At 62.1% G+C, this 13963-nt stretch carries 11 protein-coding genes; 6 read left to right on the top strand and 5 right to left on the bottom strand.

Annotated elements, in window-relative coordinates; genetic code table 11:
* Positions 1 to 225: 225 nt before the first annotated feature.
* Entirely contained in the window at positions 226 to 1734 is a 1509-nt protein-coding gene (locus tag PanNE5_RS03460) for a PLP-dependent aminotransferase family protein (RefSeq protein WP_017235490.1), read from the bottom strand.
* Between the two features lie 171 nt (positions 1735 to 1905).
* Between PanNE5_RS03460 and PanNE5_RS03455 the strand changes: the two genes are divergently transcribed.
* The 4 genes from PanNE5_RS03455 (at position 1906) to PanNE5_RS03440 (ending at position 6389) form a co-directional block, all read left to right on the top strand.
* Positions 1906 to 3039 (top strand): ABC transporter ATP-binding protein, encoded by a 1134-nt coding sequence (locus PanNE5_RS03455; protein WP_261939795.1) that lies wholly within the window; start codon positions 1906 to 1908, stop codon positions 3037 to 3039.
* A 57-nt stretch (positions 3040 to 3096) separates the two neighbouring features.
* Positions 3097 to 4131: an ABC transporter substrate-binding protein gene (locus PanNE5_RS03450; RefSeq protein WP_017235492.1), complete on the top strand. Its 1035-nt coding sequence runs from the start codon at positions 3097 to 3099 to the stop codon at positions 4129 to 4131.
* Positions 4132 to 4235: 104 nt separating this feature from the next.
* Positions 4236 to 5498: an ABC transporter permease gene (locus tag PanNE5_RS03445; protein ID WP_026132276.1), complete on the top strand. Its 1263-nt coding sequence runs from the start codon at positions 4236 to 4238 to the stop codon at positions 5496 to 5498.
* A gap of 3 nt (positions 5499 to 5501) precedes the next feature.
* A complete protein-coding gene (locus PanNE5_RS03440) occupies positions 5502 to 6389 on the top strand; it encodes an ABC transporter permease (protein WP_017235494.1) in 888 nt (295 codons plus the stop codon).
* Between the two features lie 145 nt (positions 6390 to 6534).
* Here the strand turns inward: PanNE5_RS03440 and PanNE5_RS03435 are convergent, their stop codons facing one another.
* From PanNE5_RS03435 to tauA, 4 genes are all read right to left on the bottom strand, one after another.
* Positions 6535 to 7938 (bottom strand): amino acid permease, encoded by a 1404-nt coding sequence (locus tag PanNE5_RS03435; RefSeq protein ID WP_017235495.1) that lies wholly within the window; start codon positions 7936 to 7938, stop codon positions 6535 to 6537.
* Between the two features lie 243 nt (positions 7939 to 8181).
* Positions 8182 to 8997, bottom strand: a complete 816-nt coding sequence (locus PanNE5_RS03430) for an ABC transporter permease subunit (RefSeq protein ID WP_017235496.1) — start codon at positions 8995 to 8997, stop codon at positions 8182 to 8184.
* A gap of 140 nt (positions 8998 to 9137) precedes the next feature.
* Positions 9138 to 9962: a taurine ABC transporter ATP-binding protein gene (locus tag PanNE5_RS03425; RefSeq protein WP_261939242.1), complete on the bottom strand. Its 825-nt coding sequence runs from the start codon at positions 9960 to 9962 to the stop codon at positions 9138 to 9140.
* 79 nt (positions 9963 to 10041) lie between these two features.
* Positions 10042 to 11100, bottom strand: coding sequence for a taurine ABC transporter substrate-binding protein (gene tauA, locus PanNE5_RS03420; protein ID WP_150562381.1), 1059 nt, complete (start codon positions 11098 to 11100; stop codon positions 10042 to 10044).
* A 297-nt stretch (positions 11101 to 11397) separates the two neighbouring features.
* On the opposite strand from tauA, the gene PanNE5_RS03415 reads away from it, so the two are divergent.
* Both PanNE5_RS03415 and yddG read left to right on the top strand, forming a co-directional pair.
* Positions 11398 to 12933 (top strand): PLP-dependent aminotransferase family protein, encoded by a 1536-nt coding sequence (locus PanNE5_RS03415; RefSeq protein WP_026132278.1) that lies wholly within the window; start codon positions 11398 to 11400, stop codon positions 12931 to 12933.
* A gap of 87 nt (positions 12934 to 13020) precedes the next feature.
* Positions 13021 to 13953 (top strand): aromatic amino acid DMT transporter YddG, encoded by a 933-nt coding sequence (gene yddG / locus PanNE5_RS03410; protein WP_261939241.1) that lies wholly within the window; start codon positions 13021 to 13023, stop codon positions 13951 to 13953.
* The last annotated feature ends 10 nt before the right edge of the window (positions 13954 to 13963 follow it).

Genomic DNA, 13963 nt, shown 5'->3' with positions numbered 1-13963 from the left:
CTGAGTGGTCCGGTTGCCGCGCCGAGGTTCGGCACGATCTGGCTGATAGTTCGGAATATACTCAGGTCTGGTTCTTAAAAAAGAGCCATTTCATTATCTTTGATGGAGCCGCTTTTTTGGCGAATGAGGTGCGGCTTCGCCTCGGATGGGAATGGACAGTCGCTGAGGGAGAATCGTGCCCGCCGATCCGAATGGCTGAGCATTGGTATTTTCGGCAGCGCTTGTCTACGGCTTCAGGTGCTTTTCGATGACGCGGGCGAGGCTGTCGAAGGCGGGCTCAATACGGTTGTTGGGCACGCACGCATAGCCGAGCAACAGGCCCGATTGTGCCGAGGCTGGGTCGATGTAATAGCGCGTCAGAGGCCGCACCACGATGCCCGCTTCCAGTGCTTCGTCGGTAATTCTCTCATCCGAAATGGGGTTATCGTGCGGGTCTCGTGACTGCCCATGCAGGCCAAGCACCAGGTGCAATCCGGCTTCGTCGCCCATCACCGGCAGCGCATCGCCGAAGTTGGCGCGAATCGTATCGATCAACAAGGTGCGCCGCTCGCCGTACAGCGCGCGCATATGTCGAATGTGCGAGGTCAGGTAGCCATCGATGATGAAGTCGGTCAGCAGCGCTTGCTGCATCAACTGGCCTTCGCGATACAGCTCCGACAGGCCGGTGCGAAAGTGTTCGATCAGGTTCTCGGGCACGACCATATAGCCCATGCGCAAACCGGGGAACATGGTCTTGCCGAAGCTACCGACATAGATGACCTGACCTGCCGTATCCAGTCCTTGTAGCGATGAGATCGGCCGGCTGCCATAGCGAAATTCGCTGTCGTAGTCGTCCTCGATCACCCAAGTACGATGCTTGCTCGCGAAATCCAACAGCATTCGGCGGCGCGACAGGCTCATTACCATCCCCATCGGATACTGGTGCGATGGCGTGACGAGAATCAAGCGCGGTGGTGGGCCCTGCATGTCCTCCACGCTCGGGTTGAGGCCTTCGGTATCGATCGGGATCGGCTTCAGTTCGAGGCCCGACATCCGGAACACGCTGCGCACACCCCAATAGCACGGCTCTTCCAGCCACGCGACGTCGCCAATATCGCTCAGCAGCTTGACTGCCAGGTCGACCGACTGATGCACGCCGGTCGTGATGATGATCTGATCGGGATTGCAATTGACCGAACGTGCCACGCGCAGATAATCCGACAGGGCACGTCGTAACGGACGGTAGCCGCTGCCCGATGCATATGTCAGCAGTTCATGGCTGGGTTGGCGCCAGAGCTTGGCTTGGAGGCGGTTCCATGTCTTGCTCGGGAATTCGGAGGTGTCCGGTACGCCGGGCATGAAAGCACCCCATTGTCGCTTTGATACGCCCGCCTGATCGATCATTTGCTGCCCCCGCGTCGACAAGCGCTTGTGCGGCTGCTCGTGCGATGTCATCTCCGAGGCGGCCGTATCGACAGCGCGCGCGGGCCGCGTATCCGCCACGTACGTGCCGCTGCCCGTGGACGAAGTGACATAACCCTCGGCAGTCAGTTGGTCATAGACGTGCAGCACGGTATTGCGCGCCACCCGCAAATCGGATGCGAGCGTTCGCGAGGAGGGCAGCTTCGTGCCGGGCGGCAACTGGCCGCTCAGGATGGCCTGCTGGAGCAGGCTATTGATCTGGCGATATGCCGGCTCGCCGCCCGCCTTGTCGAGATGCTGGATCAGCCAGTCCGACAGAATGATTGCGTCCAAAGTGGTCCCATCCAGAATAAAGAAATGGTTCCCTATTGTAGGGCCAAGTCAGTCTATATTCGGATTCAAGTTAAGTTCCACGGCGTCGCAAACGTCGTGACGCCCTAAGCGCATTGGGCTTGTCGCGCTTCGGTGCGCGCATATCAACCAGGGATGAAGAGGCCCGCGATGGTGAACAGCAAACAGGTACTGGTGAGTTTTCGTCGCGTGAGCAAGACCTACGACGGCGAAACGTTGGTGGTCAAACAACTCGACCTCGACATCTACCAAGGCGAATTCCTGACCTTGCTGGGGCCGTCGGGATCGGGCAAGACCACTTGCCTGATGATGCTGGCCGGGTTCGAGTACCCCACCGGCGGAGAGATCTGGCTCGACGGTGTGCTGCTCAACACGGTGCCGCCGCATCAGCGCAATATCGGCATGGTTTTTCAGAACTACGCACTTTTTCCACACTTGAGCGTGGCGCAGAACGTTGAATACCCGCTGAAGGTGCGCCGCGTGCCTGGCGCCGACCGTGCGAGGAGAGTGGCCGCAGCGCTGGATATGGTGCAGATGGGGAGTTTTGGCAAGCGCTATCCGGCGCAGTTGTCGGGGGGGCAGCAGCAGCGTATCGCGTTGGCACGCGCACTGGTGTTCGAGCCGCGTCTAGTGTTGATGGACGAGCCGCTGGGTGCGCTCGACAAGCAACTGCGCGAACACATGCAACTGGAGCTCAAGGCGTTGCACGAGAGGTTAGGCGTGACTTTCGTGTATGTGACGCACGATCAGGGCGAAGCGTTGACGATGTCCGATCGTGTCGCCGTGTTCGATCAAGGTTATGTACAGCAGCTCGATACCGTGGACCGCTTGTATGAGTCACCGTGCAATCAATTCGTTGCGAACTTCATTGGCGACAGTAACCGCCTGCGCGGGGTGGTCTCACAACTGGGGGACGACTACTGTACGTTGCGGCTCGCGGACGGAAGCGAGGTTCGCGGCATGAGCGTTCACGCGTCGGCGGCTCGCGACGTCGGCAGTACGGGTCGTCGCGCCCAGATTGGCGAAGTGGTGAGCGCATGCATCCGCCCCGAACGCATGCGCCTGATTGACCCGGCTTCGTCGGTCGACGGCGGCGTTAATGGCGTGGTGGGACGTGCAGCCGGCCTGATCTATTTCGGCGACCACGTGCGCATGCGCTGCCAATTGCCGCAGCAGGACGAATGCTTCGTGAAGGTGCCGCTGGGAACGCCGGCGCTCAAGCACTTTGTGCAAGGCGTACCGGTCGCGCTCGCGTTTGAGCCGGAACATCTGCGCGTATTCACTTGATCAAGATATCCCGTTTCCTTGTCTAGTTGTCCGTCTGACCATCAACAGGAGTTGAAGATGAAGAAGGTTGTAAACACAGTATTCGTCGTTGCCGGCGCCATGCTGTTCGGCGTTGCCCAAGCCGCCGACGTGACCGTTGTCAACTTCGGCGGTGCCAACGGCGACGCCCAGAAAGCAGCTTTCGTGCAGCCGTTCGAGAAGGCCACCGGCCATCATGTGACGAGCGTCGAGTACAACGGCGAGCAGGCCAAGGTCAAGGCCATGGTCGAAGCCAAGCGTGTGAATTGGGACTTGGTCGAAGTCGAGTCCGGCGACCTTGGCCGTGGCTGCGACGAGGGATTGTACGAAAAGCTCGACTGGAGCAAGATCGGGCCGAAGAATGGATTCACGCCCGCCGCGGTGCAGACCTGTGGCGCAGGCATTTTCATCTGGTCGACGGTTTTGGCATACAACGCCAGCGCGCTCAAGACTGCGCCGACGGGTTGGGCCGATTTCTGGGATACCAAGAAATTCCCGGGCAAGCGCGCGATGCGCAAGGGCGCACGCGGCAATCTTGAATTTGCGCTGATGGCCGACGGCGTTGCGCCCAAGGATGTCTATCGCGTGTTGTCGACCAAGGAGGGTGTCGATCGAGCCTTCAAGAAGCTGAGCGAACTCAAGCCGTCGATTCAGTGGTGGGAAGCGGGCGCTCAGCCACCGCAATTCCTGGTGGCCGGTGACGTTGTCATGTCGACGGCGTTCAACGGCCGCATCGATGCGGCGCAGCGCGAGGGAAAGAACCTGAAGGTGGTCTGGAACGGCAGTATCTACGATCTCGACTACTGGGCGATTCCGAAGGGATCGCCGAAGAAGGACCTGGCACTGCAATACATCGCATATTCGCTGTCGACACCCGCGCAGAGTGCCTATGCCAAGCACATAGCCTACGGCCCGGTCAGCAATGAGGCGGTCAAGTCGCTCGATGCCTCCACCCTGAAAGACTTGCCTAACTCGCCGGCTAACGTGACGACTGCTGTGCTTCAGAACATCGACTTCTGGACGGATCGCGGCGATGAACTCGAGCAACGCTTTGCGGCATGGGCCTCGAAATAAGACGATGTAGCAAGCCTATGCTTCGGGTTCGCGCGGCACCGACGAGCGAACCCGAAACGGTAGTGGAATCGCAAGATTCGACGTCGAGAAAAGAGATCTCCTACATGCAAACCGCAACACTGGCCGTTGCCGAGAACATGCGACTCGTTAAAGACGAGTTGCGTCAGACCCGGAATCGAAAGCGGATCAAGGCGCTGGCCTTGGTTGCACCGCTGGCGATTTTTCTGCTCCTGATCTTTGTCGTGCCGATTGCGATGCTACTCACTCGCGCGGTCGAGAATCCCGAGGTCGTCGGCGCCTTGCCCACGACAAGCCGCACGCTGCACGGCTGGGATCGCAAGCAGTTGCCCGGCGACGCCGCGTACGTCGCACTGATGAGTGATCTGACGGCGCTACAGGACGGCGATAGCCTTGGCGGCCTCGCGCGACGCCTCAACACGGAATTACCTGGATTTCACACACTAGTGATGAAGACGGCGCGGGCGTTGCCGTTTACCGATGACGACGGCAAGACAGTGCCGCTCACACAGGCGCGCGAGCGGCTGGTGAATTTTGATGCGCGATGGGGCGAACTGCCCTATTGGCAGGCGATCGCCAAGAACAGCAGCCGCTACTCTGCGTTCTATGTGCTCGCGGCGCTGGACCATCGGCAGAATGCGTTCGGCGAAGTGGTGCCGGCCGACCCGGACGCGTCGATCTACCTGAACATCTTTGCGCGCACTTTCGGCATCAGCGCCGTGGTGACATGCTTCGCCTTGTTGATCGGCTTTCCGCTTGCCTATTGGATTTCGACGCTGCCGGGCCGGCGCGCGAACTTGATGATGATCCTGGTGTTGATCCCATTCTGGACGTCCATTCTCGTGCGTGTCGCCGCATGGATCGTGTTGCTGCAGGGGCAAGGCTTGGTCAACAAGGCACTGATGGCGAGCGGCATGACACGCGCGCCACTCGAGCTGCTTTTCAATCGGGTCGGCGTGTACATCTCAATGACCCATATCTTGTTGCCCTTCATGATCTTGCCGCTGTATAGCGTGATGAAATCGATTCCTCCGACGTATCAGCGCGCGGCCGTCTCGCTGGGGAGTCATCCGTTCGCGGCATTTTGGCGCGTCTATTTGCCGCAAACCTATCCGGGCGTTGGCGCTGGCGCGCTGCTGGTGTTCATCCTGTCGATCGGCTACTACATCACACCAGCGTTGCTGGGCGGACCCAACGACCAGATGATCAGCTACTACGTGGCCTATTTCACGAACGTTTCCATCAATTGGGGTATGGCGTGTGCATTGGGCGGCCTGTTGCTTGCCGCCACGCTCGTGCTGTATGTGGTCTATGGGCGCCTGACGCGCGCGGAATTGGGCATGGGGTGAGCAATGAGACAACCAGCAATCAATTCTCATAACGCGTATCAGGAGCCGCCGGCAACCGGTGGTCGTCCATCGCGCTTTCCGCCGTATGTTTCCCTGGTCGAGCGGCTCTGGTACTACCTGCTGCGCGCGGGTAACGCGCTTACGCTGTTGTTCCTCGTGCTGCCGGTTCTGGTGATGGTGCCGCTGTCGTTCTCGGACAGCACCTTCCTCGCGTATCCGATCCCGGCGTACTCGCTGCGCTGGTATCACAACCTGTTTAACTCCGACGAGTGGATGTCGGCGGCACGCAATAGTTTCATTATTGCGCCGTTGGCCACCTTGCTGGCGACGATACTGGGCACGCTGGCTGCAACGGGGCTGAACCAGGTGCAATTTCGCGGCAAGGCGATCCTGATGGCGGTGCTGATGTCACCGATGATCGTGCCGGTGATCGTGGTCGGCGTCGGCATGTATCTGTGCTTCGCGCCGTTGGGGCTGGCCGGCACTTACCTGGGCATGGTGCTGGCGCACGCCGCGCTGGGCGCACCGTTTGTGGTCACCACGGTGTCGGCCACCTTGCGGGGTTTCAACCAGAATTTGGTGCGTGCGAGCCTGTCGCTGGGGGCAGGCCCCCTGGAAACCTTTTTTCGCGTAACGCTGCCGGTGATTGCGCCAGGGGTGATATCGGGGGCGCTGTTCGCCTTCGCGACCTCGTTTGACGATGTGGTCGTGACGCTGTTTCTCGCCGGACCGGGGCAGGCGACGCTCCCGCGTCAGATGTTTACCGGGATTCGTGAAAACATCAGCCCGACCATCGCAGCGCTTGCGACCATCCTGATCGTCTTTTCCACTTGTCTGCTACTTGTGCTCGAGTGGCTGCGGGGGCGAGGTGCCAAGCGTAACGCTACATAAGCGCACGTTGGCCCGTCCGAAGGCATGCCGCATCGTCTCGATGCCAGCGGTAGTCCACGAATGAGGGCGGTGGCAAGCGGTCGTCGGAATTTGAACGTTCGCCCATCGACAGAGTCTGCCACCGCCCTTGTCACACCGACCTATCTCAGATCTCGAAGCCCGGGTCCGGCGAGCGCAGCTTGCGCCAGATCGACCGGACGGTGAACGCCACGAGCAGGACCGTCAGGCTGGCCACCCCGAGGGCTAGCGGCGTGCGCTGGTCCGGGATGAAGGCCATTGCCCCGACAATCGACAGCATGCCGATAATCGCGACCCAGGTGAGGTACGGGTAGCCCCACATCCGAATCTTGAGCTTGCCCGGCGCCTCGCGTTCCAGCCGCTTGCGCAGCTTCAACTGCGAGAAGGCGATGAGCACGTACACGAAGATCGCTACCGTGCCGTACGAGTTCACGAGAAAGGCGAACACCGTATCGGGCGACACGTAAGACATCACTACGGCCGCATAGCCGAACAGCGTGCCGATGAGAATGGCGCGAACCGGCACGCCACGCGCATTGAGCTTGGCCAGCGAGCGCGGGGCATCGCCACGGCGCGTGAGCGCGAAGAGCATGCGCGACGAGGCGTACAAACCCGAGTTCAGTGCCGAGAGCACGGCGGTCAGCACCACGGCGTTCATGATGTGCGCCGCTGCCGGAATGTGCATTGCTTCGAGCGCGCTCACATACGGCGTGGCCATGCTGGCGGAGTTCCAGGGCACGAGCATCACCACCAGCAGGATCGAGCCGATGTAGAAGAACAGCACGCGGCCGATGACCGAATTGGTGGCGCGTGCCACGGCTTGCTGCGGCTCGGCGGCTTCGGCGGCCGCAATCGTCACGATCTCCGCGCCGAAGTAAAAGCCGGTCGCCGCGACCGCACCGGCCATCACCGGGCCAATGCCGTTGGGCATGAAGCCGCCGTGCGAGAGCAGGTGTCCGGTGCTTGCCACCGCACCCGGCCACAGGCCGAACACAAAGAGCCCGCCGAGGAAAAGGAACACGACGATGGCCGCGACCTTGATCGACGCGAACCAGAATTCGAACTCGCCGTAGGACGCCACCGACACCAGATTCGTCAATGTCAGCACCACCAGCAACGCGAGACTGATGGCCCAGGCCGGGATGCCGGGGAGCCAGAACTGGATCAGGTTGGCACCCGCGACCGCTTCGACCGCGACCACGATCACCCAGAAGTACCAGTACATCCAGCCTGTCAGAAAGCCGGCCAGCTCACCGCCGACCGGCTTGTCGTTCCAGGCGAGCCGAGCGTACTCGTAAAACGACCCCACCGCGGGCAGCGCACACGCCATCTCGCCGAGCATGCGCATCACGAGCACCACGAGCGCGCCGGTAATCAGGAACGACAGCACGGCCGCCGGGCCGGCGGCATGCACGACTACGCCACTGCCGACGAAAAGGCCTGCACCGATCACGCCGCCCAGCGCGATCATGCTCATGTGCCGCTGCTTGAGGCTCGATTGCAGATGCGTGCCCTGTTCACGATTGGCCATGACGACCTCCCGTGATGGGGCGTGCGATGCGCACGGCGCTATCGCAGACGCTGATGGAACAAGGGGAGAGGGAGAACCGGGGGGGAACCGCCAATGCGACAACGCGCCGCTCACGGGCAACACGCCCGACCTGCAATGTCTCGACTACCACACAACCTCCTGAAGACCTTATCTGACGGCAGGTGCGGCGGGGGGAGCCGCCCTGCGTCTTTTGTAATGACCAACGGACCTGCTTACGTCTTGTCAGACCTTGCCTTTCCAGGGCACCAGCACGCGCTCGAGGTAGCGCATGATCAGATCGAATCCGAACGCGAAAAAGCCGATCACGATGATCCCCATGATCACGATGTCCGACGCGAGGAATTCCGCCGCGTTGAGCACCATGAAACCGAGTCCGCTCGATGCCGCCACCATTTCGGCGGCGACCAGCGTTGTCCAGCCCACGCCGATGCCGATGCGCATGCCGGTGAAGATCTCCGGCAGCGCCGACTTCACGATCACGTGCATGACGATCTGGCGCGGCGAAGCGCCCATCGAATAGGCCGCGTGAATCTGCTCCATCGACACCGAGCGCACGCCTGCCCGTGCCGCAATGGCCAGCGGGGCGAAGATGGCCAGGTAAATCAGGAACACCTTCGAGAATTCACCGATGCCGAACCAGATGATGACGAGCGGCAAGTAGGCCAGCGGCGGCAGCGGGCGGTAGAACTCGATCGGCGGATCGAACACGCCGCGGCCGATGCGCGACACGCCCATGAGAATGCCCACCGGGATGGCGGTCACACAGGCCAGCGCAAAGGCGCCGAAGACGCGATACAGACTCGCGAGCGTGTGCTCCCACAGTGTCGAGCCGGCAAAGCCCTCCGTGGCGACCTGCATGAACTTCTCGATGATGGCGCGCGGTCCCGGCAGGAACAGCGGCTTGATCATGCCCGACGACGTAATGGCGATCCAGAGCAGCAACAGCGCAACCACGGTCACGACGCTGATCGCCAGGCTCGGGCCTTGGCCGGGGGCGCCGAACGACTCACCGGCCTTGACCGGGCGCGGGGCAAACATGCGCGCGAAGAAACCGCGCCGACGCGGTGTACGGGGCGCAACCGCCGGGCGGCGCGCGCCGGGCGAATTGGCGGCAGCGGCGGGCGGCGTGGGGTGAGGGGTGACGGGTTTGGTCATCATGGTGTTCTCTCCTGCAGCGATCAGGCTGCGACCGCATTGGCATTCGACGTCGCCGTCTGGCCCGCACGTTCGTCGCCGTAGATGATGCTGAGCACGGTCTCGCGCATGGCGATGAAATCCGGGCTCGACTTGATGGTGCGCGCGTCACGGCATTCGAGATAGCGCTGGTTGAAGTCAAGCTCATACGTGTGCGTGATGCGTCCGGGGCGCGGCGACATCACGATCAGGCGACTGGCGAGAAACAGGGCTTCTTCGACGCTGTGCGTGATGAAGAAGATCATCTTGCGGGTCTCGCGCCACACGTCGAGCAGCAGTTCCTGGATGGTTTCACGCGTGAGCGCGTCGAGTGCGGCCATCGGCTCGTCCATGAGCAGCATCGACGGATTGCACGTGAGCGCGCGTGCAATGCCCACCCGCTGCTGCATGCCGCCGGAGAGTTGGTAAATCATGTGATTGTGGAAGTCCTGCAGCCCGACCAGCGCGAGATTGCGCGCGGCAATGGCGCGTCGTTCCGTCTTCGGCACGCCTTGGAGCTTCAGCCCGAACTCGGTGTTCTCCATCACGTTGAGCCACGGCAACAGCGCGTGCTTCTGGAACACCACGCCGCGATCGGCGCCAGGGCCTTCGATCGGGGCATCGCCCAGCAGCAATTCGCCGGACGTGGGCGCGATGAAGCCAGCCATCAGACTGAGCAGCGTGGTCTTGCCGCAACCCGAGGCGCCGAGCGCCACTACGAAATCGCCGGGTGCGATGGTCAGATCGACGTGAGCGAGCGCCTGCACCTGCTCGCCGGGACGCCGGCCGGGATAGACGACGCTGACGTCGTTGACGATGAGTTGTTCCATGAAGCCCTTCTCCTGTCGATCGAGCGATCGGGGAGGGGCGGTCGCGCCTGAACTTTCGGCGCGACCGCCCCGGTACGGCTTACTTCAGTTTAAGTGCGGCGTCGACGTAGCGCGACGTGACATAAGGCGTGTAGTCGGCCTTGACGGCGTCGATCTTCTGCTGGCCCTTCAGGAACTCCGCAGTGTCCTTGAGGGCTTTGGCGGCGCGGCTGTCCTTGCCGCCGCCCAGCCATTCAGCCGATGCCTGCTGCTGGGCCGACGGGAAGGCATAGAGCGAGAGCGCGCCGGGAACGTCTTCCGGCTTGCCGCCGATCATCTTCACGATGGCCTTGACCTGTGGCGAGGTGGCGGTCCAGGCGGCCTGATGATCACGGTAGGCCGCGTCGGCGTCGGCGATCACCTTGACGAACTTCGCCATGAAATCAGCGTTCGCCTCCCCCCATTTGCGGTCGACGGCGATGCCGTCAAACGTCGGCTTGCCCTGCTTCGACAGCTCTCCGGAGGTGATCAGCACGTGACCGCTCTTCTTGATCTGCGCGAGCGCCGGATCCCAGACGTAGGCCGCATCGATGTCGCCACGCTCCCACGCCGCCACGATCTGGTTCGGCTGCATGTTGAGCACCTTCACCTCGGTCGGCTTGATGCCCCATTGTTGCAAGGCAAACATGGTGTGGTAGTGCGTGGTCGAGACGAACGGCACCCCGATCTTCTTGCCCTTCAGGTCGGCGGGCGACTTGATGTTCGAGGCGTTGCGCACGACCATTGCCTCGGCCTGGTTGATGTCGTCGAGAATCCAGAACAGTTGCAGGTCCAGCCCCTGCGAGACGGCGGCGGCCATTGGGCTGGAGCCGAGCACGCCGATCTTGATGTCGCCCGAGGCGAGGGCCGTGGCGACCTTGGCGCCCGACTCGAACTGACGCCAGTGGATCTTGTAGCCGGTGGCCTTCTCGAATTCGCCGCCGGTAATGGCGACCAGCCACGGATCGACGATTTGCTGGTACGCAATCGTCACCTCTTTTTCCTGCGCCTGCGCCGTCGAGGGCAGCGTAAGCCCGAGCGTCAGCGCAGCGGGGAGTGCAGCTGCCGCCAGCGCCGTGGCGGCGAACGCCCGTCGCAGCCGGTTCGGAAGTCCATTCATGGTTCACCTCTAATCGGAAAGTTTTCGGTAGAACACTCGGGTTTGACGCGCATGCTGTTAAGAATCGGCGCCAAGTGATTGCATCATTGCCGCCAGCCTTTTTGTTCGTTAGAGCCAGTTGGCCGCATTTGATGATGCCAACTGGTCCAGTGGACCCGAAATCGGCTTGCAAGCCGCATGAATGCTGGAATCGGGCGTGATTTCGCGCGACTGCGGATAAACCCCAACTCGGAATGGATGTCACCGTCACTTGAGTAATAATTGACGTTCTGGAAGGGTGAGTCGAGAGGGGGCACGATGTCGAGCCGGATTTCCGCGGCGATGTGGAACCAGTTGTTTCAGATGTCGGCGCACGCCGGCATGAGTTTGCAGAGCCAGATTCGCCAGATGCTGGTGTCGGCGATTCTCGACGAGCGGCTGATGCGCGGCGCTGCGGTGCCGTCGTCGCGCGAGTTGGCCGAAGGGCTTGGCGTGGCGCGCAACACGGTGGTGCTCGCCTATCAGCAACTGGTCGACGAGGGCTACCTGATTGCGCGGGAGCGGCGCGGGTATTTCGTCAACGGCGATATTCTGGCGCCCCGCGTCGGGTCGCAGGTCACGCCGGCGCGCGATGCGCCGGCGTTGGCGGCTGGCACCATCGCGCCACGGGATCCGGCGACACCGGACTGGGAGGGGCGCTACGTGGTGCGTCCTTCGGGGCAACGCAACATCGTGAAGCCCATCGATTGGCAGAAGTATCAGTACCCCTTTATTTACGGCCAGTTCGATCCGACCATGTTCCCGACGGCGGATTGGCGCGAGTGTTGCCACAAGGCGCTCACCGTCATGGAGATCCGCGACTGGGCACCGGACATGATCGCGCGCGATGACGAGACACTGATCCAGCAGATCCGCACGCGCGTGCTGCCGCGACGCGGCGTGTGGGCCGACGCCGACGAGATCGTGCTCACCAATGGGGCGCAACAGGCGCTGTATCTACTGGCCGATTTGCTGGTCGGGGCGCACACGACGGTGGGGATCGAAGACCCGGGCTACCCGGACGCGCGCAACATCTTCGCGATACGCACGCCAAAGCTCGTGGGCTTGCCCGTGGACGAGTCGGGTCTGCCGGTCGACGATCGCTTGTCGCAGTGCGATTACGTGTACGTCACGCCATCGCACCAGTGCCCCACGACGACCACGATGCCGCTGGCGAATCGCGAGGCGTTGCTGCGTCGGGCGGAAGCCGAAGACTTCGTGGTGATCGAGGACGACTACGAGAGCGAAAACAGCTATTCGGACATTCCGATCCCGGCGCTCAAGAGCCTGGATCGCAGCGACCGTGTGATCTATATCGGGAGCTTGTCCAAGTCGTTCGCCCCTGGGCTGCGCCTGGGGTATATCGTGGCGCCGGCGGCGTTGGTGGCGGAGTTGCGGGCGTTGCGCCGCTTGATGATTCGCCATCCGTCGGCCTTCATTCAACGCTCGTTTTCGATGTTCCTGGCACTGGGCCATCACGACGCCTTGCTGCGTCGTCTGGCGGATACCTATGCGAAGCGCGCCGAGGTGCTGAGCGCGGCGCTTGCCGCGCATATGCCGGAGGTGTCGTTCGTGCAGGTGAAGGGCGGGGCGTCGTGCTGGGTGCAAGGGCCGCCGACACTGAACGCGAACGTACTGGCGGCGCGGGCGAAGGTGCGCGGTATTCTCATCGAGACGGGCGACATTTTCTTCATGGGCGATACGCCGCCGCTCAACCGGTTCCGGCTGGGCTTTTCGTCGATACGGCTCGAGCACATCGAGTCGGGCATCATCGCGCTGGCCGAGGTCCTGCGCGAGACGATGGCGCAGGGGTAGGTCGCGTGCGGCCGGCAGTCAGCGGGCGTTGCTGGCTTATGATGCGTCGGCAGGCGACATCGTTGAACATGGAGGCAGGCAGGGAGCATGGATAGCAAGTGCAAGAACCGGGCGACGCTCATTGGATTGGCGGCCGTGGTGTTGTGGAGTTCGATCGTCGGACTGATTCGCGGCGTGAGCGAGAGCTTCGGGCCGACAGGCGGCGCGGCGATGATGTACACCGTGGCCTCGGTGTTTCTGCTGTTCTCCGTCGGTTTCCCGCAGATCAAGACATTCCCGAAGCGATATCTGTATGTGGGAAGCCTGCTGTTCGTAGCCTATGAACTTTGCCTGTCACTGTCGATCGGCTACGCGAACAGTGCGCAGCAGGCGATCGAAGTCGGCATGGTCAACTATCTCTGGCCGACGTTCACGCTGATCTCGGCCATCGTCTTCAACAAGCAGCGCGCGAATTTCTGGGTGATTCCGGGGTTCTTCCTGTCAATGCTCGGCATTTGCTGGGTACTGGGCGGCGATCATGGCCTCGACGTCGCCGAGATGGCAGCCAACGTGCTCGCCAACCCGCTGAGTTACGGCCTGGCGTTCGCGGGCGCGGTGATCTGGGCCGCTTATTGCACCGTGACGACGCGCTATGCCGAGGGCAAGAACGGCGTGACGTTCTTCTTCATGCTGGTGGCGGCGGCGCTGTGGGCCAAGTATCTGTTGGCGGGCGGAGGGCAGATGCAATTGCGTGTGAGTGGCATCGTCTACCTGGTGCTGGCCGCATGTGCGATGGGCTTCGGCTATGCAGCGTGGAACGTTGGCATTTTGCGCGGCAATGTGACGGTGCTGGCCGGGGCGTCGTATTTCATTCCGGTGTTCTCCGCGGCAATATCGGCGATGTTGCTGCAAGCGCCGCTGTCCTTCGCGTTCTGGCAAGGCGCGGCGATGGTGTGCGGCGGCTCGATACTTTGCTGGACGGCAACGCGATCGCGACGGCCAGCCGGCGTGACGTCGAAGGCGGTTGATGTGCGGGAGTGAGACGTCGTCA

The sequence above is a fragment of the Pandoraea sp. NE5 genome, from assembly GCF_024363545.1.
In the GTDB taxonomy this organism is placed as follows: Bacteria; Pseudomonadota; Gammaproteobacteria; order Burkholderiales; family Burkholderiaceae; genus Pandoraea; species Pandoraea cepalis.
This window is presented reverse-complemented; position numbering and strand designations above follow the sequence as displayed.

What these genes read in the sequence shown, in the direction of transcription:
- tauA (WP_150562381.1), bottom strand. Translation starts at nt 11,100, where the DNA reads ATGAATGGACTTCCGAACCGGCTGCGACGGGCGTTCGCCGCCACGGCG.
- PanNE5_RS03430 (WP_017235496.1), bottom strand. Translation starts at nt 8,997, where the DNA reads ATGTTTGCCCCGCGCCCGGTCAAGGCCGGTGAGTCGTTCGGCGCCCCC.
- PanNE5_RS03445 (WP_026132276.1), top strand. Translation starts at nt 4,236, where the DNA reads ATGCAAACCGCAACACTGGCCGTTGCCGAGAACATGCGACTCGTTAAA.
- PanNE5_RS03415 (WP_026132278.1), top strand. Translation starts at nt 11,398, where the DNA reads ATGTCGAGCCGGATTTCCGCGGCGATGTGGAACCAGTTGTTTCAGATG.
- PanNE5_RS03435 (WP_017235495.1), bottom strand. Translation starts at nt 7,938, where the DNA reads ATGGCCAATCGTGAACAGGGCACGCATCTGCAATCGAGCCTCAAGCAG.
- yddG (WP_261939241.1), top strand. Translation starts at nt 13,021, where the DNA reads ATGGATAGCAAGTGCAAGAACCGGGCGACGCTCATTGGATTGGCGGCC.
- PanNE5_RS03425 (WP_261939242.1), bottom strand. Translation starts at nt 9,962, where the DNA reads ATGGAACAACTCATCGTCAACGACGTCAGCGTCGTCTATCCCGGCCGG.
- PanNE5_RS03440 (WP_017235494.1), top strand. Translation starts at nt 5,502, where the DNA reads ATGAGACAACCAGCAATCAATTCTCATAACGCGTATCAGGAGCCGCCG.
- PanNE5_RS03450 (WP_017235492.1), top strand. Translation starts at nt 3,097, where the DNA reads ATGAAGAAGGTTGTAAACACAGTATTCGTCGTTGCCGGCGCCATGCTG.